The sequence below is a fragment of the Phyllobacterium sp. RCAM01083 genome (assembly GCF_055685835.1).
The window spans coordinates 489,150-508,888 of the sequence record NZ_JBVFZN010000003.1 but is presented as its reverse complement, the minus strand read 5'-3'; the positions used below and the strand labels follow the sequence as shown (position 1 = coordinate 508,888).

17 protein-coding genes are annotated in these 19,739 nt (G+C 59.2%); 4 read left to right on the top strand and 13 right to left on the bottom strand.

The features are described from left to right. Positions 1–10 precede the first annotated feature (10 nt). From ACZ25R_RS03910 to ACZ25R_RS03885, 6 genes are all read right to left on the bottom strand, one after another. Complete coding sequence (locus tag ACZ25R_RS03910) at positions 11–1,129, bottom strand: alpha/beta fold hydrolase (RefSeq protein WP_472460149.1); 1,119 nt, start codon at positions 1,127–1,129, stop codon at positions 11–13. Between the two features lie 85 nt (positions 1,130–1,214). Continuing rightward, the gene (locus ACZ25R_RS03905) at positions 1,215–1,841 is read right to left on the bottom strand and encodes a nucleoside/nucleotide kinase family protein (protein WP_472460101.1); all 627 of its coding nucleotides are present in this window, start codon (positions 1,839–1,841) and stop codon (positions 1,215–1,217) included. 20 nt (positions 1,842–1,861) lie between these two features. Further along, entirely contained in the window at positions 1,862–2,551 is a 690-nt protein-coding gene (locus tag ACZ25R_RS03900) for a D-lyxose/D-mannose family sugar isomerase (RefSeq protein WP_472460100.1), read from the bottom strand. A gap of 16 nt (positions 2,552–2,567) precedes the next feature. Beyond that, complete coding sequence (locus ACZ25R_RS03895) at positions 2,568–3,347, bottom strand: ATP-binding cassette domain-containing protein (protein WP_105733692.1); 780 nt, start codon at positions 3,345–3,347, stop codon at positions 2,568–2,570. Then, positions 3,347–4,429: an ABC transporter permease gene (locus ACZ25R_RS03890; RefSeq protein WP_472460099.1), complete on the bottom strand. Its 1,083-nt coding sequence runs from the start codon at positions 4,427–4,429 to the stop codon at positions 3,347–3,349. Before ACZ25R_RS03890 ends, ACZ25R_RS03895 begins: the two co-directional genes overlap by 1 nt. Positions 4,430–4,523: 94 nt before the next feature. Beyond that, positions 4,524–5,540 carry a substrate-binding domain-containing protein gene (locus tag ACZ25R_RS03885; protein WP_464664867.1) on the bottom strand — a complete coding sequence of 339 codons (1,017 nt, stop codon included), beginning with the start codon at positions 5,538–5,540 and terminating at the stop codon, positions 4,524–4,526. Positions 5,541–5,853: 313 nt separating this feature from the next. On the opposite strand from ACZ25R_RS03885, the gene ACZ25R_RS03880 reads away from it, so the two are divergent. From ACZ25R_RS03880 to ACZ25R_RS03870, 3 genes are read left to right on the top strand one after another with little or no spacing between them, the layout of a single operon-like run. After that, positions 5,854–7,002 (top strand): ROK family transcriptional regulator, encoded by a 1,149-nt coding sequence (locus tag ACZ25R_RS03880; RefSeq protein WP_472460098.1) that lies wholly within the window; start codon positions 5,854–5,856, stop codon positions 7,000–7,002. Between the two features lie 2 nt (positions 7,003–7,004). Next, entirely contained in the window at positions 7,005–7,451 is a 447-nt protein-coding gene (locus ACZ25R_RS03875) for an RbsD/FucU family protein (RefSeq protein ID WP_472460148.1), read from the top strand. Further along, entirely contained in the window at positions 7,448–8,380 is a 933-nt protein-coding gene (locus ACZ25R_RS03870) for a carbohydrate kinase family protein (RefSeq protein ID WP_472460097.1), read from the top strand. Before ACZ25R_RS03875 ends, ACZ25R_RS03870 begins: the two co-directional genes overlap by 4 nt. A gap of 72 nt (positions 8,381–8,452) precedes the next feature. Here the strand turns inward: ACZ25R_RS03870 and ACZ25R_RS03865 are convergent, their stop codons facing one another. The 5 genes from ACZ25R_RS03865 to ACZ25R_RS03845 form a co-directional block, all read right to left on the bottom strand. After that, the gene (locus ACZ25R_RS03865; RefSeq protein WP_223614610.1) at positions 8,453–10,057 is read right to left on the bottom strand and encodes an ABC transporter ATP-binding protein; all 1,605 of its coding nucleotides are present in this window, start codon (positions 10,055–10,057) and stop codon (positions 8,453–8,455) included. A gap of 1 nt (position 10,058) precedes the next feature. Beyond that, the gene (locus tag ACZ25R_RS03860) at positions 10,059–11,189 is read right to left on the bottom strand and encodes an ABC transporter permease subunit (RefSeq protein ID WP_223614611.1); all 1,131 of its coding nucleotides are present in this window, start codon (positions 11,187–11,189) and stop codon (positions 10,059–10,061) included. Further along, positions 11,182–12,105 (bottom strand): oligopeptide ABC transporter permease OppB, encoded by a 924-nt coding sequence (gene oppB / locus ACZ25R_RS03855; protein WP_105733698.1) that lies wholly within the window; start codon positions 12,103–12,105, stop codon positions 11,182–11,184. Before oppB ends, ACZ25R_RS03860 begins: the two co-directional genes overlap by 8 nt. Before the next feature lie 79 nt (positions 12,106–12,184). After that, positions 12,185–13,786 (bottom strand): peptide ABC transporter substrate-binding protein, encoded by a 1,602-nt coding sequence (locus ACZ25R_RS03850; RefSeq protein WP_472460096.1) that lies wholly within the window; start codon positions 13,784–13,786, stop codon positions 12,185–12,187. A 191-nt stretch (positions 13,787–13,977) separates the two neighbouring features. Next, entirely contained in the window at positions 13,978–15,573 is a 1,596-nt protein-coding gene (locus tag ACZ25R_RS03845; protein WP_403181662.1) for a peptide ABC transporter substrate-binding protein, read from the bottom strand. A gap of 636 nt (positions 15,574–16,209) precedes the next feature. On the opposite strand from ACZ25R_RS03845, the gene ACZ25R_RS03840 reads away from it, so the two are divergent. After that, positions 16,210–17,007 (top strand): DUF1295 domain-containing protein, encoded by a 798-nt coding sequence (locus ACZ25R_RS03840; protein WP_472460095.1) that lies wholly within the window; start codon positions 16,210–16,212, stop codon positions 17,005–17,007. Between the two features lie 50 nt (positions 17,008–17,057). Here ACZ25R_RS03840 and ACZ25R_RS03835 read toward each other — a convergent pair whose 3' ends face one another. Continuing rightward, positions 17,058–18,683 carry a cisplatin damage response ATP-dependent DNA ligase gene (locus ACZ25R_RS03835; RefSeq protein ID WP_472460094.1) on the bottom strand — a complete coding sequence of 542 codons (1,626 nt, stop codon included), beginning with the start codon at positions 18,681–18,683 and terminating at the stop codon, positions 17,058–17,060. Next, positions 18,683–19,699 (bottom strand): ligase-associated DNA damage response exonuclease, encoded by a 1,017-nt coding sequence (locus ACZ25R_RS03830; RefSeq protein ID WP_472460093.1) that lies wholly within the window; start codon positions 19,697–19,699, stop codon positions 18,683–18,685. Before ACZ25R_RS03830 ends, ACZ25R_RS03835 begins: the two co-directional genes overlap by 1 nt. Positions 19,700–19,739 lie beyond the last annotated feature (40 nt).

Sequence of the window (19,739 nt, the reverse complement as noted above, 5' to 3'; positions counted from 1 at the left end):
TTCGGTTGCATCAAATGCCGACCGCGTCATTTGACGGGCCGCGTGCAAACCGGTCCGTCGCGGCGATAATGGCGTCCGTCATGCCGGGACTGGTTGGGGAATGACCGGCATTGGGCACGATGACAAGCATGCCATCCGGCCAGGCCTTCGATAACTCCCACGCGGTGACAAGCGGGGCTTCAAGGTCGAAACGGCCCTGAATCATGACACCAGGAATTCCCTTCAACAGACTGGCTTGGTTCAATAAAATGCGGTCTTCCAGCCAGGCATTGTGATAGAAATAGTGGGTTATGATGCGGGCGCGTGCCAGGATATAGCGATCATCCGACCATTTTGGTGACAGTTTTGCCGCGGGATCGACAAGGATGGATGCGGATTCCCATGCATGCCAGTCGCGTGCCGCCTGCAAACGGATGGTGGGATCCGTATCGTTGAGCAGGCGATAATAGGCAGCGACAAGATCGTCATCGGTGTTTTTGGCCAAGTCTTGCTGCATTGATTGGGTGCGTGGTTCGACAAGCTCACCATGAGGGAGGTCTTGTTTCTGCAGGGCACTCAATCCCCTCATGGTGAGCTTGTCGAACCACGCACCCGAGACCTGCCGGGCATTATCAAGCTCAGCACCGCGCCGGAAATGCGCCCATTGCTCGGGAAACAGCGGAGCGATGCCGTGATAGAGCCAATCGATCTCGGATCGCCGCGTCGTTGTCACCCCTGCCAGCACCAAAGCCAGGACACGCTCCGGATAGGCCTCGGCATAGGCAAGCCCGAGCGTACAGCCCCATGATATGCCGAACAGAAGCCAATGCCCGATATCAAGATGGGCGCGCAAACATTCGATATCCCTCAACAAATGTTCCGTCGTGTTCACGGACATATCGGCCTGGGGATCGCTGGCATGCGGTATGCTGCGCCCGCAGCCCCGCTGATCGAACAGGATGATGCGGTAGCGCTCTGGATCGAAGAAACGCCGTGCGCTTGCGGATGAGCCGGAACCCGGACCGCCGTGCAGGACAAGAGCCGCAATTCCCTGCGGATTGCCGCAGGCTTCCCAATGGATTTCGTTGCCATCACCGACGGCGAGCATGCCGTGGTCATAAGGTTCAATCTCTGGATAGAGGCTGTTCATCATCGTGCCTGCATGTGGCGAATCTTCTCTCGCCAGGGAAGGACAGCTCATTGCCTTTCCCTGTTACAGTCAAATGACAATGGCTCTAGTTGACGACCGTGTAATCAGCGGGGCGCGAGGCGGAGAGCACAAGGTCGGCATTGGGAATGTCGTTCGACAGGGCACGCTGCTGTGCCGAGCCGACATTGTAGCCATAGCCCAGCCACCGCTGCACGAGGCGATTTTCCATTTCGACACGATCCACCTGCAGAAATACGGTGAGGTCGAACAGCGGCGCCAGCCGGTCCCAGGGCGACTGGTTCAGAAGAAGATAGTTCCCCTCGACCAGGAGAACGCGCTGATCGCCGCTGACCACGGCGGCACCCGCCCGGGCGAGATCGAGCTTGCGGTCAAAGAGCGGAATGACGACATTGTCTTCCCCTGCCCTGAGCCGTTTCAACAGCACCTCCAGGCCCGCACAGTCGAAGGTTGGCGGCGATCCCTTGCGCTTGCGCTGGTCGCGCGCATCGAGGATGGCATTGTCGAGATGGAATCCGTCCATGGGAACCACGACGGCCGCATTGGCCTCGCGTGCGTTGATTGCCGCGGAGATAGCGGCGGAAACGGTGGATTTGCCGGCCCCGGGAGGGCCGGCAATGGCAACGATCAAACGTTTGGTTTCGGTGGCGCGGGCCAGAATGGCCGTCACCAGCTCATCGATCGCTATAATCATTGTGCTGTCCGCAGGATGGCTCAGGCAAGCCATTTGTCATAATCGGAAACCAGAAGATGCACCGGTGCCTCGTCTTCTTCAATCGAAGAGAAGCGGCCGATCGGCTCGCGGAAGATATTGTCGGTCAGGTCGTCATTGACCGTGGAAACCTCGCCGATCAGGACGTCGCCGCCCTCACCCCAGAATGCGTGCCAGTTTCCCGGCAGCAGCGTCACGCTTTCGCCCGGCTGCAGCTTCAGCAGGCCGCCGGCCTTCAGCATGACGATACGGCCGTCCGTTGCCACTTGCACATCCGTCTTCTCGTCGACGCTGCCATCGGCATTCGAGTTGAACAGTTCGAGCACGAGCGTGCCGCCGCCGCGGTTGATGATGTCCTCGGCCTTGACGATATGGCGGTGCATCGGCGAGAGCTGCTTTTCGCGGGAGATCATGATTTTTTCCGCATAGAGCATGCCGCCGCCCTTTTTCAGGTCTGCCTGATTGCCGTTGCGGGTGGTGAAGAGGAACAGGCCGAGTTCATCGAACTTGCCCTGTCCATAGTCGGTGATATCCCAGCCGAGCCTGGCATCGAGAATGGCCCTGGAATCGCTTGAGGTGCGGGCCTTCAGCTCTTCCGGCGACCAGTAGGCGAAAGGCGGCATGACATAGCCGAAGGAGCGGATGAACTTGTCGCTTTCACGGATGATCGCGTTGACTTCTGAGCGTTTCATTTTTCAATTCTGTCCTTCATGCAGCAAGACTGGCGGGTGGTTCCTTGGCGCCGGTCATGAATGCCACGGCATCCGACATGCTGTATTCCTTCGGGTCGATGACACAAAGGCGTTTGCCAAGCCGGTGAATGTGGATGCGGTCCGCCACTTCGAAAACATGTGGCATATTGTGCGAGATCAGCACAATCGGCAATCCGCGCTTTTTCACATCCTGGATGAGCTCGAGAACGCGGCGTGACTCCTTGACGCCAAGCGCCGCCGTCGGTTCGTCCATGATGACGACCTTGGAGCCGAAGGCCGCCGCGCGCGCCACGGCGACACCCTGCCGCTGGCCGCCGGAGAGCGTTTCCACCGCCTGGCTGATGTTCTGAATGGTCATCAGGCCAAGCTCGGTCAGCTTGTCACGGGCCTGCTTTTCCATGGTCTTGCGGTCGAGCATGCGCAGCCAGCTGCCCAGAATACCCGGCTTGCGGATTTCACGGCCGAGAAACATGTTGTCGGCGATGGAGAGTGCCGGCGACAGGGCAAGGTTCTGATAGACGGTTTCGATCCCGGCATCGCGCGCTTCCATGGGAGAGCGGAAATGGATCGGCTTGCCATCGAGCGTGATCTCGCCCTCGTCGGGGTGAACCGCACCGGAAATCGCCTTGATCAGGGAGGATTTTCCCGCGCCGTTGTCACCGATGACGGCGAGGACTTCGCCGGCATAAAGATCGAAATCCGCATGATCGAGCGCGGTGACACGGCCGTACCGCTTGACCAGGCCGCGGGCGGTGAGAATGGGTTGCTGTGTCATCAGCCTGCTACCTTTCTGATCCACTGATCGATTGCCACGGCCGTGATGATCAGGACGCCGATCATCAGATAGGTCCATTGGACATCCGTGCCATACATGCGCATGCCGAAGGAGAAGACGCCGACGATCAGCGCGCCGAACAGCATGCCGAGGATGGAACCACGTCCGCCGAAGAGCGACATGCCGCCGATAACCACCGCGGTAATGGATTCGATATTGGCGAACTGGCCGACCTGCGGTGATACCGAACCGTTGCGGCCGATCTGGGCCCAACCGGCGAGCGCGCAGATGAAACCGGCCAGCACGTAGACGGAAATCAGCACGCGCTTGGTCCTGACACCCGCCAGTTCCGCCGCTTCCGGATCATCGCCGATCGCATAGAGATGGCGGCCCCAGGCGGTGTGGTTCAGCACGTACCAGAGAACGGCGATCAGAAGGATCATGGCGAATACGCCATAGGTGAAGGTGGCGCTGCCGATCTGGATTTTTTCGCCGAAGAACTGCAGCGTGCGCGCCTTCGCTTCGATGTCCTGCGCCCGGATCGTTTCATTGGCCGAGTAGATATAGGTCGTGGCCAGAAAGATCTGCCATGTGCCGAGCGTGACGATGAAGGGGGGCAGTTTCACATAGGCAATGAGAATGCCGTTGATGAGACCGCACAATCCGCCGAGGGCCACGCCGCACAGGATGGAAAGTTCGACGGGCAGTCCGTAACGGAAGGTGAACTGGCCCATGACAACCGATGTGAGGACCATGATCGCGCCGACGGAAAGGTCGATACCGGCGGTCAGGATCACCAAGGTCTGGGCGGCGCCGACAATACCGACGATCGCGACCTGTTGCAGGATCAGCGACAGGGCAAAGGGTGTGAAAAAGCGCGAACCGACGATGATGGCGAAAACCGCCAGCGACAGAACGAGAACGATCAGCGGTACCGCTGCCGGGCTCGAATGAAGAAAATGGCGCGTCCGCTCGACCAGGCTTTTCTGCTCGCCGTCGAAACTGGCGATGGCCGTGGCGCTCTGTGTCAGAACGCGCTCGAATTCCTGCTTGGGTTGTGATCCCGGATTGGCTTCGTTCATGGGTTGGCTCCCCCAAAATTTGCGCAGCTTGGAGAGGACGGTTTTACACCGTCCTCTCGCTGTTTGCTGGCTTTTCTGTCAAATCAGGGCGTGATCAGCCCCAGCACTTGGCAAGGCCGCTTTTCACGTCGATGGACTCGACGCCCTTGACCGGCTTGTCCGTCACAAGGGAAACGCCCGTATCAAAGAAGCTCTTGCCTGCCGTTGGCTTCGGCTTTTCGCCGGTATCGGCGAACTTCTTGATTGCCTCGATGCCGAGCGAAGCCATCATCAGCGGATATTGCTGCGAAGTTGCGCCGATGATGCCCGCTTCGACATTCTTCACGCCCGGGCAGCCGCCGTCGATGGACACGAGAAGGACGCCCTTGTCCTTGCCGAATGCCTTCAGTGCTTCGTGAGCACCCGCAGCTGCCGGTTCGTTGATCGTATAAACGACGTTGACGCCCGGGTCTTTCTGCAGAAGGTTTTCCATCGCCTTGCGGCCGCCTTCTTCATTGCCGTTGGTAACGTCATGGCCGACAATGCGCGGGTCTTTTTCGTCGCCGATCTTGTTGATGTCGCCCACGTCAATGCCAAAGCCCTTCATGAAACCTTGGTCGCGCTGGACATCGACGGATGGCTGCGAAGGCGTCAGGTCAAGGAATGCAATTTTTGCATCCTTGGCTTTGTCACCCAAGGTTCCGGCAGCCCACTTGCCGACGAGTTCGCCTGCCAGAAGGTTGTCCGTGGCAAATGTTGCATCTGCTGCGTCGATTGGATCAAGCGTTGTGTCGAGTGCAATGACGAGAACGCCGGCATCTCGGGCCTGCTTGACCGACGAAACAATGCCGGCCGTGTCGGATGCGGTGATCAGGATGCCCTTGGCACCATCCGCGATGCAGGTTTCAATCGCTGCCACCTGGCTTTCGCTGTCGCCGTCGATCTTGCCGGCATAGGTCTTGAGGTCGACGCCGAGTTCCTTTGCCTTGGCAACGGCGCCCTCCTTCATCTTGACGAAGAACGGATTGGTGTCCGTCTTGGTGATCAGGCAGGCACCGACGCCTGCAGCCTGTGCCGGAGCGGCAAAGGCGGCGATGGCCACAACGGCGGCACCAAGAATGGTTGATTTCAGATAAATGCTTTTGCGCATGTCACTACCTCCCAGAGTTTGATCGTAATGCGACGCGCTGCCGGTGGGCAGCTCTACTTTCGCATGAACACCTCGGACAGTTATCCTCCCGGCCAAGTGCTGCCCTAGAAAATACCAGCCTCGCCAAGCTGTCAACATTAATAAATCACTCTTATTTATTATTGACAGGTTTGCCTGATGGCTCCATTGTCGCGCCGATATCAGGGAGGACGTCCTTTTGGGCATCAGACTATCGGAGCGCCACGGTCCGGGAGGAACACGGCCGCCGCTTCATCAGGGAACAAACCAGAGCGGCATGCGCGACCACAATGAGCGGGTCGTGCTTTCGCTGTTGCGCCAGCATGGCAGCCTTGCCAAAACAGCCATTGCGCGGATGACAGGACTTTCGGCGCAGACGATCTCGATCATCATGCGCATGCTGGAAGCCGACGAGCTGCTTTCGCGCGAAGAGCCGCTGCGCGGCCGCATCGGCCAGCCGCTCATTCCCATGTCGCTCAATCCGGAGGGTGCCTTCTTCCTCGGCCTCAAGATCGGGCGGCGCAGTGCGGATCTGGTGCTGATCGATTTTGTCGGGCGTATCCGGTCCATGCTGCATATGCCCTATGCCTATCCGACGCCGGATTCGGTCCTGGCTTTCACCAGGGATGGCATCGCGACGATGCTGGATGGCCTTGACGCGAAGCAGCGTTCGAAGGTGGCCGGTCTTGGCATCGCCGCGCCGTTCGAACTGTGGAAATGGGCCGATACAGTCGGGGCGCCGCAGGAGATCCTCGATCAATGGCGCCAGTCCGATATCAAGGCATCGATTGCCGCCATCTGCGATTTTCCGGTCTATCTGCAGAATGACATCACGGCGGCCTGCGGTGCGGAGCTTGTCTTCGGCGAGACAAAAGACCTCAATGATTTCGTCTATTTCTATATCGGCTCGTTCATCGGCGGCGGTATCGTCATCAATGGCAGCCTCTATGCGGGGCGCAGCGGCAATGCCGGCGCGCTCGGTTCCATGCCGGTGCCCGGTCCCGACGGGACCACGCAGCAGCTGATCGACATTGCATCGATCACCGCGCTGGAGCGCATCGTCACCAGCCTTGGCCGTGACCCCTCACCGCTGTGGACCTCGCCCGACGATTGGGGCCAGATGGGTGAGGAATTGGACGGTTGGATCGACCGTTCGGGCAAGGCCATTGCGCAGGCGGTGATTGCCGCCGCGTCGGTTGTCGATTTTGAAGCGGCTGTTATCGATGGCTGGATGCCCGCGCACGTGCGCGCCCGGATCGTCGATGCCGTACGCGCCCATGTCGGAACATTCGATCTGGAGGGGATCGAGCTGCCCGTCATTGTCGAAGGCTCGGTCGGCATTCATGCCCGAGCCCTCGGGGCCGCCAGTCTTGCCCTGTCGGACCGGTTCCTCATCGGACAGAAAATATTCAGAAAGGTCGATTGAACGTGCTGATTGGTATTCCGCCCATCCTGGGCCCGGAGCTTCTCGCGACCTTGCGTGCCATGGGCCATGGCGACGAAATCGCGCTGGTCGACGGCAATTATCCGGCGCTGGAACATGCCCGGCGGCTGATCCGGGCCGATGGCCTGCCGCTGATTCCCATCCTCGATGCGATCCTGCAGGTCATGCCGGTGGATGATTTCGTGCCGCACGCGCTGTTCCGCGCAACGGTGAAGGGAAATCCCGATCTCCTTGATCCGGTGCACGAGGAAATGAACGAAGTTTGCGCGCGCCGTGCCCCCGGATTTTCGCTCTTGCCGCTGGTCGGCGATGCGTTCTACACACGGGTGAAGGATGCCCATACCATCATCGCGACAAGCGAACCAAGGCTTTACGGCAATATCATCGTCCGCAAGGGCGTCATCTATCCATCGAAAGAAACTGACAAATGATCCTATGTTGTGGTGAAGCGCTGATCGACATGTTGCCGCGCACGAGCGAGGCGGGTGAACCGGCTTTTGCGCCCTATGTCGGCGGCGCGGTTTTCAATACAGCCATTGCCTTGGGCCGCCTCGGCGTGCCGACAGAATTCTATTCCGGTGTCTCCTCGGATTTCTTCGGTCAGATGCTGCGCGAAAGCCTGGCGGCCAACCATGTCGGCACGCGCTACGCGCATATTTCGCCGCAGCCCACGACGCTTGCCTTCGTGCGCCTGACCGACGGCCAGGCCAGCTACACCTTCTACGATGAGAACAGTGCCGGGCGTTCACTCGCCCTCGGCGATCTGCCGGCGCTGGAGGACAATGTCACGACGCTGCAGTTCGGCGCGATCAGCCTCATTCCGGAACCCTGCGGCTCGACCTATGAAGCGCTGATGGCGCGCGAGCATGAAAAGCGCGTCATCGTTCTCGACCCCAACATCCGGCCGGGCTTTATCCCTGACAAGGAAAAGCATCTGGCGCGCATGCGCCGCATGATCGCCATGAGCGATATCGTCAAGATTTCCGATGAGGATATGCGCTGGTTCGGTGAGAGCGGCACGATGGAAGAGATTGCACGGCGCTGGATTGTCCCGGCGTCGCAGCATGGTCCGAAGCTCATCCTCGTCACCCATGGTGCGGATGGCGTGACCGGCTATACATCCGAGCTGGCGGTGCATGTGGCGGCGCAGAAGGTTGCAGTTGTCGATACGGTGGGGGCTGGCGATACGTTCACGGCGGGCGTCCTGACCTCGCTGCAGGAAGCCGGCCTTCTGGCCAAAGCTGCGCTGACGTCGCTTGAGGAAGAGCAAATCCGCGCGGCCTTGCTGCTCGGTGTCAAGGCGTCTGCGGTCACCGTATCGCGCGCCGGAGCAAATCCGCCTTGGCGATCTGAACTTTAATTGTTTCGCGCTCTACAAAACGCCGTTCTGTGACAATCCACAGAACGGCGTTTTGCATTAGACAAGCGCGATCTAATCCAGATCGAAAGCAGCGCCGATCAGCGTCTTGGTATAATCGTGCTGCGGCGCATCGAAAATATCATCGGTCTGGCCTTCCTCGACGATCTTGCCGCTCTTCATCACGATCACATAGTCGGACATCGCCTTGATCACCGCGAGATCGTGACTGATGAAGATATAGGACAGATCGTGCTTGGCCTGCAGGTCGCGCAGCAGTTCGATCACCTGCCCCTGCACAGACCGGTCGAGCGCCGAGGTCGGTTCATCGAGAATGACGACCTTCGGCTTGAGGATCATGGCGCGCGCGATGGCGATGCGTTGCCGCTGTCCCCCGGAAAACTCGTGCGGATAGCGATTGCGCGCACCCGGATCGAGCCCCACTTCTTTCAATGCGGCTATGGCCCGCTTGTCGCGGTCGGCGCGCGACAGTTGCGGCTCGTGGATGAGCAGGCCTTCGGTGATGATTTCACCCACTGTCTGGCGCGGCGAAAGCGAGCCGTAGGGATCCTGGAACACCAGCTGCAATTCCCGGCGCAGTGGCCGCATGGCAGCACGATCAAAGCCGGAAATGTTTTTGTTTTCAAAATGATACTGGCCATTGCTCGGCAGAAGACGCAGGAGTGCCCGGCCGAGCGTTGACTTTCCGGAGCCGGATTCACCGACAATGCCGATGGTTTGCCGCTGCTTGAGCCGGACCGTTACGCCGTCCACGGCGCGGAAGCGCGTGTGTGCGCTGGTGAAGAAACCGCCGCCGATGGCGAAGTCGACCGTGACATTGCGCCCTTCCAGCATGATCGGCGCCTTGTCTTCCGGCGCCGACTTGCTGCCGCTGGGCTCCGCGGCCAGCAGCATCTTGGTATAGTCTTCCTGCGGGCGTTCAAAGATGTCCTTGATCGTCCCTTTTTCGACGACCTCGCCGCGCCGCATGACAACCACGCGCTCGGCAAAATGTTTGACCACGCCAAGATCATGGGTGATCAGCACGATGGCCATGCCGAACCGCTTCTGCAAATCGCGCAGGAGATCAAGAATCTGGGCCTGGATCGTTACGTCGAGCGCGGTGGTCGGCTCATCGGCAATCAGAAGATCCGGTTCGTTGGCTAGCGCCATGGCGATCATGACGCGCTGACGCTGACCGCCGGACATTTCGTGCGGGTAGCTGTTGATGCGCCGTTCCGGTTCGGGAATGCCGACAAGCTTCAACAGTTCGAGCACGCGCACCTTCGCCTGCTTGAAGCTAACACCCTTGTGGTGGACGATGGGCTCGGCAATCTGTCGCCCGATCGTGTAAAGCGGGTCGAGCGAGGTCATGGGCTCCTGGAAAATCATGGTGATTTTCGAGCCGCGCACCTCGTTGAGCGCCTTGGTCGACAGGCCGACAAGTTCCTTGCCGCGATATTTTGCCGAGCCGGCCACGCGGCCGTTCTGCGCCAGGAGACCCATGATGCCCATCATGGTCTGGCTCTTGCCGGAGCCGGATTCACCAACGACGGCCAGTGTTTCGCCGGGAAGAACATCGAGATCGATGCCCTTGACGGCATTGACATCGCCGTCCGGCGTGGTGAAGTCGACTTTCAGTCCGCGCACGGACAATACTGCATCTTTGTTGTCCGTCATTTCAGCGGTCCTTCGGGTCGAGTGCATCACGCAGGCCGTCACCGATGAAGTTCAGCGAGAACAGGGTGACGACAAAGAAAATGGCAGGGAAAATCAGCAGCCACGGTGCAGATTGCATCTTGTTTGCACCTTCGGAAATCAGCGCGCCCCAACTGGTCAGCGGCGCCTGAACACCGAGACCGAGGAAGGACAGGAAGCTCTCCAGAAGGATGACTTTCGGAACCACGACCGTGACGAAGACGATGACGGGACCAATCGTATTGGGAATGATGTGCCGGCGGATGATCTGCCAGTCGGTTAACCCCAGGGCCTGCGCCGCGCCGATGAATTCGCGGCGTTTCAGGGCAAGGGTCTGACCGCGCACAATGCGTGCCATATCAAGCCATTCCACGGCACCGATCACCAGAAAGATCAGGATAAAACTGCGCCCGAAGAAGACGACGAGCACCACCACGAGAAACACGAACGGCAGGGAATAGAGAATCTCGATCAGGCGCATCATCACATTGTCGACGCGCCCGCCGATGTAACCGGAGATGGCGCCGTAGGTTACGCCGACAGCCAGTGAAACAAGACTGGCAAGGAACCCGACGGCCAGCGAAATCTGCCCGCCGAGCATGATGCGGGCCAGCATGTCGCGGCCGTTGGCGTCGGTGCCGAAGAAGAAGTATTCGCGATTGACATTGCCCGACAGCTTGAGGGTTTTGCCATCGTCTTCCGTGGCCGCCACCTTCGTACCCTGAAACTCGTTCGCCCGGTCGAAATAGCGGGTCGCCCGCGGATCGATTGGCTGGTCCGAATGAATGGTTGCGGTGAACGTGTTGCCGTCGACGGCAAATTCCTTCAGCTGCACCCGGGCACGGCTTGCCACGCCTGCCATCACGTCGCCGAGGGTATCGGCCTTCGGCAAGGCTTCAAGGCTCGGCGGGATGGTGACGTAGGATGGGAATACCTGATCGTAGGTATGACTGAGGAAATAGGGTCCGAAGAAGGAAAACAGGGTGATGAAGAACAGCACCACGCAGCCGGCCATCGCCGCACGGTTGCGGCGGAAGCGGAGCGTTGCCAGCTGAAACAGGCTGCGCCCCTGGGTTTCCTTCTCGGGAATGTTTGTTGTCGATATATCAGTCATGGCGAACCCTCGGATCAAGAAGGCCGTACAGAATATCGACCACAAGATTGAAAACGATGACGAAAATCGCCACGAGAACGACCGTTCCCATCACGAGCGTGTAATCGCGATTGATGGCACCCAGCACGAAGTAGCGGCCGACGCCGGGAATGGTGAAGATGGTTTCGACCACGGCGGAACCGGTCAGCAGCGCGGCGGCGCAGGGCGCTAGATAGGAAACAACCGGCAGGAGTGCCCCGCGCATCGCATGGGTGATGACGACGGTCCTTGGCGGCAATCCGTAGGCGCGTGCCGTGCGGATGTGATCGGTATGCAGGCCTTCGATCATCGAGCCGCGCGTGAGACGGGCAAAGACGGCCAGCTGGGGCAGCGCCAGCGCGATCATCGGCAATATCAGGAAGCGCCACGATCCGTCACCCCAGCCACCCGCGGGCAATAGGGACAACAGCACCGCGAAAATCAGCGTGAGCACCGGGCCCACGACGAAATTGGGTACCGTCACGCCGATTGTCGCGACGGACATGATGAGGAAATCGAGGAAACTGTTCTGGCGCAAAGCCGCGATCGTTCCGACAATGACCCCGCCGAAGAGTGCAAGGAGCAAGGCATAGAATCCAAGTTCCACCGAGTAAGGCAGGCCCTTGCCGATCAGCTCGGCAATCGTGTTGTCCTTGTAGATGTAGCTGGGGCCGAAATCGCCGGTCACTGCATTCTTGAGATATTGCAGATACTGGTTCCAGAGCGGCTGATCGAGATGATAGGCCTTCATCAGGTTTTCCATCGTCGCCGGCGGCAGCGGTCTTTCAAGGTTGAAGGGACCGCCCGGTGCAAACCGCATCAGGAAGAACGAAATGGTGACGACAATGAACAATGTCGGCACTGCACTCGCCAGTCGGCGAAGGACGAAATGAAACATGGAGATATACTCTCTCTTCTGTGCAGCTTTCGCAGCAGCTGCACCCACTCACTCAATTAGACCGTTGCGTTCAAACCGGTCATTGTTCCGCAAGGCTCAGATATTTGCTCAGATGGTCGTTGGTGCCGTTGTCCTTCCAGCCCTTGACGCGGTTGGACACGAGCCAGAGCTGCCCGAAATTCATCATCGGCGCGACGGGCTGTTCCTGCAGGACCAGTGCTTCGGCTTCATGCAGAATTTTGGCGCGGGCCGCGGGGTCTTTTTCGTCGTAGGATTTCTTGACCAGGGCATCGAAGTCCGGATTGTTCCAGCGACCATAATTGAAGGTGGTGTTGGTGCTCAGATTGATCACCATGAAGTTCTCGGCATCGGCATAATCCGCGGTCCAGCCGGCCCGCGCCACGTTGAACTTGCCGCCCTCCTTCAGATAAGCGTAGTGGGCGCTGATATCGTTCTGCAGCAGCGTCACATTGGCGCCGAAGGCCTTTTTCCACATATCGGCAACGGCGATGGCGACCCGTTCGTGATTGGGATTGGTGTTGTAGCGGATCTCGATGGTGAGCGGCTTGCCGCCCGCGCCATAGCCCGCCTCCTTCATCAGCGCGACCGCCTTGTCGTCGCGGTCGAGCTGCGACATGTCGGCAAAATCGGGCTTGGCCGGTTCACCGTAATTGGCAATGCCAAGCGGCACGAGCGAATAGGCCGGCAGCTGCGCACCCTTGTAGATTTCATTCGACAGGAAGTCGCGGTCGATCGCCATGGACAGCGCCCGGCGCACGCGCACGTCGCTAAACGGTTCGACGCGGGTGTCGAAGGAATAGAAATAGGTCGACAGCGCCGGGGTAATGCGCACCTGATCGCCCATGGATGCACGCAGGCGCTCGATCTGGTCGGCCGAGAAATTGTAGACGAGGTCCATTTCCCTGGCCTCGAAGCGGCGCACGGCGGCCGCCTGATCCTCGGTCGGGTAGAAGATGACCTTGTCGAGTTTCACATCCCCGGCACCCCAGTAATCAGGGTTCTTGGCGGCGGTCAGATGATCGTTCTGCACGTGTTCGACAAGCTCGAAGGCGCCATTGGAGACGAGTTTGCCCGGCTTGATGAAGTCGGCGCCGTTCTTTTCAAGGCTTGCCCTGTTGACTGGCAGGGCGGTCTGGTGCGCCAGCAGTTCGACGAAGAACGGCGTGGCGCGCTCCAGGGTGATTTCGAGCGTCTTGGCATCAATCGCCTTCATGCCGATCTGGTCGACAGGAAGTTCGCCCTTGTTGATCTTCTCGGCATTCTTGATGGGGTAGAGCATGTTGGCGTAGCCGGCGGCCGTCTTCGGCTCTTCGACACGCTTGAAGGAGAAAATGAAATCGTCCGCGGTGACGGGCGAGCCGTCCGACCAGTTGGCATTGGCGCGGATCTTGAAGGTATAGACCGTGCCGTCGTCGGAGACAGTCCAGCTCTCGGCCGCACCCGGCACGATCTTGCCGGCGGGATCATAGCTGGTCAGACCTTCATAGAGGTCTTTCAGGATGAATGCCTCGATTTCAAGCGAGGTCTGGGACGGATCCAGCGTTTGCGGCTCGCCGGAATTGCCGCGGTGCAGCACCGCTTCGGCAAGCGCCGGACCTGCCGCCAGCATAAGCGAACCGGCAAGCAGGGCGGCGGTCATATTCAACTTCGCAAGCGTCATCTGGCTGTTTCCTCGCCGTTTACTGGTCGGTGTTTGGCATGAAATGGCAATATCCATCCGTTCACGGTCCTGTCGAAAGGGCCGTGCCGGGTCATGTCTGTTTGTCGATTTGCGGTCGGTAGCTGGCACATAGCGAGCCGGGCAAAAGCGTGACGCGCAACCCGCGGGTGCGGGTTGCGCGTCAGACTTTGCTATTCAACGCTGAGATATTTGCTCAGGTGCTCGTTGTTGGCGTTGTCACCCCAGCCCTTGACCTTGTCGGCCACGAGCCAGAGGTTCGCATCATTCATCAGCGGCGCGATCGGCTGATCGCGCATGATCAATGCTTCTGCCTGGTGCAGGATCTTGGCGCGTTCCGCAGGATTGCGCTCTTCATAGGACTTCTTCATCAGGGCATCAAATTCCGGATTGGAATAATGCCCGTAATTGAAGGTCTTGTTGGTGCTGACATTGAGGTTCAGGAAGTTTTCCGGATCGGCATAGTCTGCCGTCCAGCCGGCGCGGGCAACGTTGAACTTGCCGCCTTCCTGCAGGTAGGCGTAGTGCGATGAAATATCGAGGTTCATCAGCGTGACCTTGGCGCCGAAGGCCTTTTTCCACATGTCGGCAACAGCCGTTGCCACACGCTCGTGGTTCGGGTTGGTGTTGTAGCGGATTTCGATGTTCAAAGGCTTGCCGCCTTCGCCATAGCCCGCTTCCTTCATCAGCTTGAGCGCTTCATCTTCACGGTCAAGCTGCGACTTGTCGGCAAAATCGGCCTTGGACGGTTCGCCGTAGTTTTGCATGCCCGGAGGAACCAGGGAGTAAACCGGCAATTTGGTACCGTTGTAGATGTCCTTGGCAAGGAAATCGCGATCGACGGCCATCGAAAGGGCACGGCGCACGCGCACATCGTTGAACGGTTCGGTGCGCGTATCGAAGGGGTAGTAGTAGGTTGCCATGGCCGGGGTCACGTGGACCTGCTTGGCATTGGCGGCGCGCATGCGCTCGATCTGGTCGGAGGAGAAGTTGTAGACGAGGTCCAGTTCACCGGCTTCGTATCGTCGGACGGCTGCAGCCTGGTCTTCCAGGGGGTAGAAGATGACCTTGTCGAGCTTGACGTTCGCCGCGTCCCAGTAATGTTCGTTCTTGGCAACGGTCAGATGGTCGTTCGGCACGTGTTCAAGCAGCTTGAATGCGCCATTGCCCACCAGTTTGCCCGGTTTGACGAAATCGGCGCCATTCTTTTCGAAGCTGGCCTTGTTGATCGGCAGCGCGGTCTGGTGCGACAGCAGCTCGATGAAGAAAGGGGTCGGACGTTCGAGCGTGATTTCCAGCGTCTTGGCATCGATGGCCTTTACGCCGAGTTCTTCCACCTTGGCCTTGCTCTTGTTGACGGCTTCGGCATTCTTGATGGGATAAAGGATATTGGCGTAGCCGGCGGCTGTCTTCGGGTCTTCGACGCGGCGCATCGAGAAGACAAAATCTTCCGCCGTTACCGGCGTGCCATCCGACCAGTTCGCATTGTCGCGCAGCTTGAACGTGTAGACGGTGCCGTCATCGGAAACCTTCCAGCTTTCCGCGGTGCCCGGAACAATCTTGCCCATGGCGTCATAGATCGTCAGGCCCTCGTAGAGATCCTTGACGATGAATGCTTCGATATCGATCGAGGTCTGTGACTGATCAAGGGTCTGCGGTTCGCCGCTGTTGCCGCGATGCAGCACGGCTTCTGCCAGTGCCGGGCTTGCGCCGATCATCAGCGATCCAAGCAGCAGCGCCGCGCGGAGGTTGAGTTTCATAAATGACATTTTTTGGTCCTTCCCCTTTGAAGAATTATGAAGGCATGAACAAAAGCCAAAATTTTGCCAAACGCAAGCCGTCGATTCTGCGAATTATGCGAAATATGCGAGTCGACGAAACGGCCTAAATCGAGTTAAACTCAGGATAGAGCAGCATTTTCAGGCTGTTTGGCCTGCAAGCAAATTTTACGAAAACGTCAAAAAAATTGTGCACGATGTGGACCATCGGGCTCATTCTCGTCACTTTTTGCTCCAAAATCGCCGCTCTGGCGCGTTTCACGGTGTCTGTTTTGATATTTTTCCCCGAAATGGAAATTTGGTTAGCAAAGCCTTTCCGGCACCGTGCGGGTGCCCGCGCAGACGATGAGCGCTTGCAGCCCCGTGGCCGGCCAAGCGTCGAGGACCATTGTTGCCCTTTGTTGTTGCCACACCGCGCAATACCCCCAATTTTATCCTTGGACAGCCGGACAAGAATAGGTCTTAAGCGGGTGGTGATTTGCTGATCGAGAAAATCCTGTATGCTGCAATGCCCCGCCCTTTGAACATCAGCCTAGGGTCAGAACTCATTGATCTGGCCTCACACCATTTCGACCAGATCAATGAGTTCTGACCCTGACATCCCCGGTGAACAACAGGTAAACGTGCATGACAGCTCTCGTCATTCTTACTATCGCAGCTGTCGCGCTCTGCGGCGTGATGGCCTGTGCCTTTCTTGTGCAGCGCCAGACCGGGAACAGCGGCTGGGCGGATGCCTTCTGGTCGTTCGGTGTCGGGGCAATCGGCATTCTTTCCATCCTGTTTTCCAGCGATATGGTCTCGCCGGCCCGAAAATGGCTGGTGATTGTCCTGCTTGCGCTATGGTCGCTGCGGCTGGGCGGGCATATTCTGCTGCGCACACTCAACAGCGAGGATGATCCGCGCTACGCGCGGTTGCGCAGGCAATGGGGTGCCTCTGCCAATTCACAGATGTTCTTCTTTCTGCAAACGCAGGCCTTTGCCGGCATTCTCCTCGTCGTCAGCGTTTACATTGCCGCCGCCCGGCCGGATGTCGAGCTGGAATTTCCCGATTATCTCGGGCTCGTGGTGGCGCTTGTTGCGCTTGCCGGCGAAGCGATTGCGGATTGGCAGCTCAAGCGGTTTTCGCGAAACCCGGCCAATCGCGGCAAGATCTGCGATACGGGTTTCTGGCGCTGGTCACGCCATCCGAATTACTTCTTCGAATGGCTGGGCTGGGTAGCCTATGTGCTGATCGCTGCGGATTTCGACGGCGACTACGTACATGGCTGGCTCACGCTTGCCGCGCCGGTTCTGATGTATGTGCTGCTGCGCCATGTCTCCGGCGTCCCGCCGCTGGAGGAGCACATGCTCGCCTCGCGCGGCCAGGCTTTCCGGGACTATCAACGACGCACGAGCATCTTCTTTCCCAGGCCTCCTCAAGAATAAGGTGAGGAAACAGGTATTAACCTATTGAAGTATGGATAATATCCATCGTGTCAATCGGTGGCATCGGAATCACGCAGCAAAGCTTCCAGTGTTTCCAGCCTGTCCGCCTCGATCGGCGGTTTGTCCCAGCGCAGGCGGGCGATGCGGGGAAAGCGCATGGCGACGCCGGATTTGTGCCGTTTCGACCGGTTCAATCCTTCGAAGGCCACTTCAAGCACAAGGCCATGACCCGGCTCCGCCCGCACGGAACGCACCGGCCCGAAGCGTTCGGTGGTGTTGTTGCGCACATAGGCATCGAGCTGTTTCAACTCTTCGTCGGTAAAGCCGAAATAGGCCTTGCCCACCGGCACCAGATGCGGGTCGTCTTCCGGGCCGGTCCACACGGCAAATGTATAATCCGAATAGAAGCTTGACCGTTTGCCATGACCGCGCTGGGCATAGACAAGCACGGCATCGATGGTGAAGGGATCGCGTTTCCACTTGAACCACGGTCCCTTCGGGCGTCCGGGCACGTAGGTGGAATCCCACTGTTTCAGCATCAGCCCTTCGATAACGGGGTGCGGCGGGTTCCGGCGCATTGCGACAAGGTCTTCGAAGGTGGAATACGGCACGAGAGGCGACAGATCGAAACGTGTGGAATCGAGATCGGAGACAAAGCGCTCAAGTCTTTGCCTCCGTTCAGCAAAAGGCAAAGCCCGGATGTCTTCGTCGCCGTCAATCAGCAGATCATACAGCCGCACGAATGCCGGATGACTTTCCATCTGTTTGGCCGAGACCGCTTTCCGGTTGAGCCGCTGCTGCAGATCACCGAAGGCGCCGATTTCGACGCTTTCGGCCGTGCTGCGGGCAACGAGAAGTTCGCCATCCAGCGTTCCCGCGAAATGCATGGCATCGGCAATATCGGGAAAAGCGTGGGAGATGTCGTCACCCGTCCGCGAATAGATGCGCCGCTGGCCGGCTTCAGCCGTCAACTGCACGCGGATGCCGTCCCACTTCCACTCCGCCGCATAATCTTCCGCGACGATCCTGGCGTAATCCGGCTCTTCGAGCGGTGTTGAAAGCATGACAGGCCGAAACGGCGCGGCGGCAAGGCTCGCAGGCTTTTCCGTCTTGCCTTCCAGCCAGGCGAACAAGGATTGATAGGGCGGCTTCAGCCCGTGCCAGAGCTCCTCGATCTCGCCGACATCCACTGCGCCGAAATCCGCAAGTGCCTGCTTGGCCAGTCGTGCCGAAACGCCGATGCGCAGGCCGCCGGTCACCAGCTTCAGCAGGGCGTAGCGGGCGGAGGCGTCCAGCTGGTCGAGCCATTTCTCCACGAGCCTGATGGCGTCGCTGCGCGAGGCGCGCGCGAGCGAGGCAACGACGTCGCCAAGGGTGGGAATGGCGTTGACACGTGATGGCTCCTTGGCTGACCAGACCAGGGAAATCGTTTCGGCGAGATCGCCGACATAGTCATAGGAATAGGCAAAGAGCTGTTCGTCCATACGCTCGGCGACGAGCGCGCGCAGCATGGCGGGTTTGACATTGGCGATGTCGAGATCCCGCGTGATGGCGGCAAGGGCAAGGCCGCGGGCGGGGTCCGGTGTCTGCCGGAAATAATCGACAAGCAGCCTGATCTTGCCGTTGCGCTGCGGCGTAAGCACCAACCTGTCGAGAAGGGCTGCAAATTCCCGCATCAGTCCCCCTCGTCTTCATAGCCGACGAGATGCAGCGGCCGTGCGGCAAACCCGTTGAGATCACACCATCGGACAAGCGCCTCCTCGCGGCCGTGGGTCACCCAGATCTGCGATGGGGCCAGTTCCCTGATCGTCCCGGTCAGCTCATCCCAATCGCAGTGATCGGACAGGATGATCGGCAGTTCCACGCCCTGCTGGCGCGCGCGCTGGCGGATGCGCATCCAGCCCGAGGCAAAGCATGAAACAGGATCGGGAAAGCGCCGGGCCCAGCGGTCCTGAAAGGAGGAAGGCGGTCCGACAACGACACTGCCGGCAAAATCCTGTGGCGCACCTGTTTCCAACGTCGCCGGGGACAGGGGGCCAAGATCGATGCCCTGCGACTGGTAATAGTCGCAGAGTTTTGTCAGGGCACCATGGATGTAGATCGTCCTGTCATAGCCGGCATCGCGCAGCATGCGGATGACCCGCTGCGCCTTGCCCAGCGCATAGGCGCCGACAAGATGCGAGCGTTCCGGAAACTGTTCGATGGATTTTATCAGCTTGGCGATTTCGTCCCTGGCATTGGGATGCCGGAACACCGGCAGGGCGAAGGTCGCCTCGGTTATGAACACGTCGCAGGGAACGGGTTCAAACCCGATGCAGGTGGGATCCGCCGCCCTCTTGTAGTCACCCGAACAGACGATGCGCATGCCATCCTTCTCGACGGCAATCTGTGCTGATCCCAGAACGTGACCCGCCGGGTGAAAGCTGACCTTGACGCCATTGATGTCGCTGACGGTTCCGAGCTCTGCCGCCTGGGTCGTTCCGGCAAAATTGTCGCCATAGCGTATCCCCATGATGTCGAGTGTCTGCTGCGTCGCCATGACATGCTGGTGGCCGGGTCTGGCGTGGTCGGCATGGCCATGGGTGATCAGGGCGCGCACCACCGGACTGACGGGATCGATATGGAAATCCCCAGCCGGGGAATAGAGACCCGCTGGCGTTGATCGCAAAAGTGCCTCCGGACGGGTCAGCATTGTTCTTCCACCTTTCTGCACCAACGAAGATAGGCAGCAT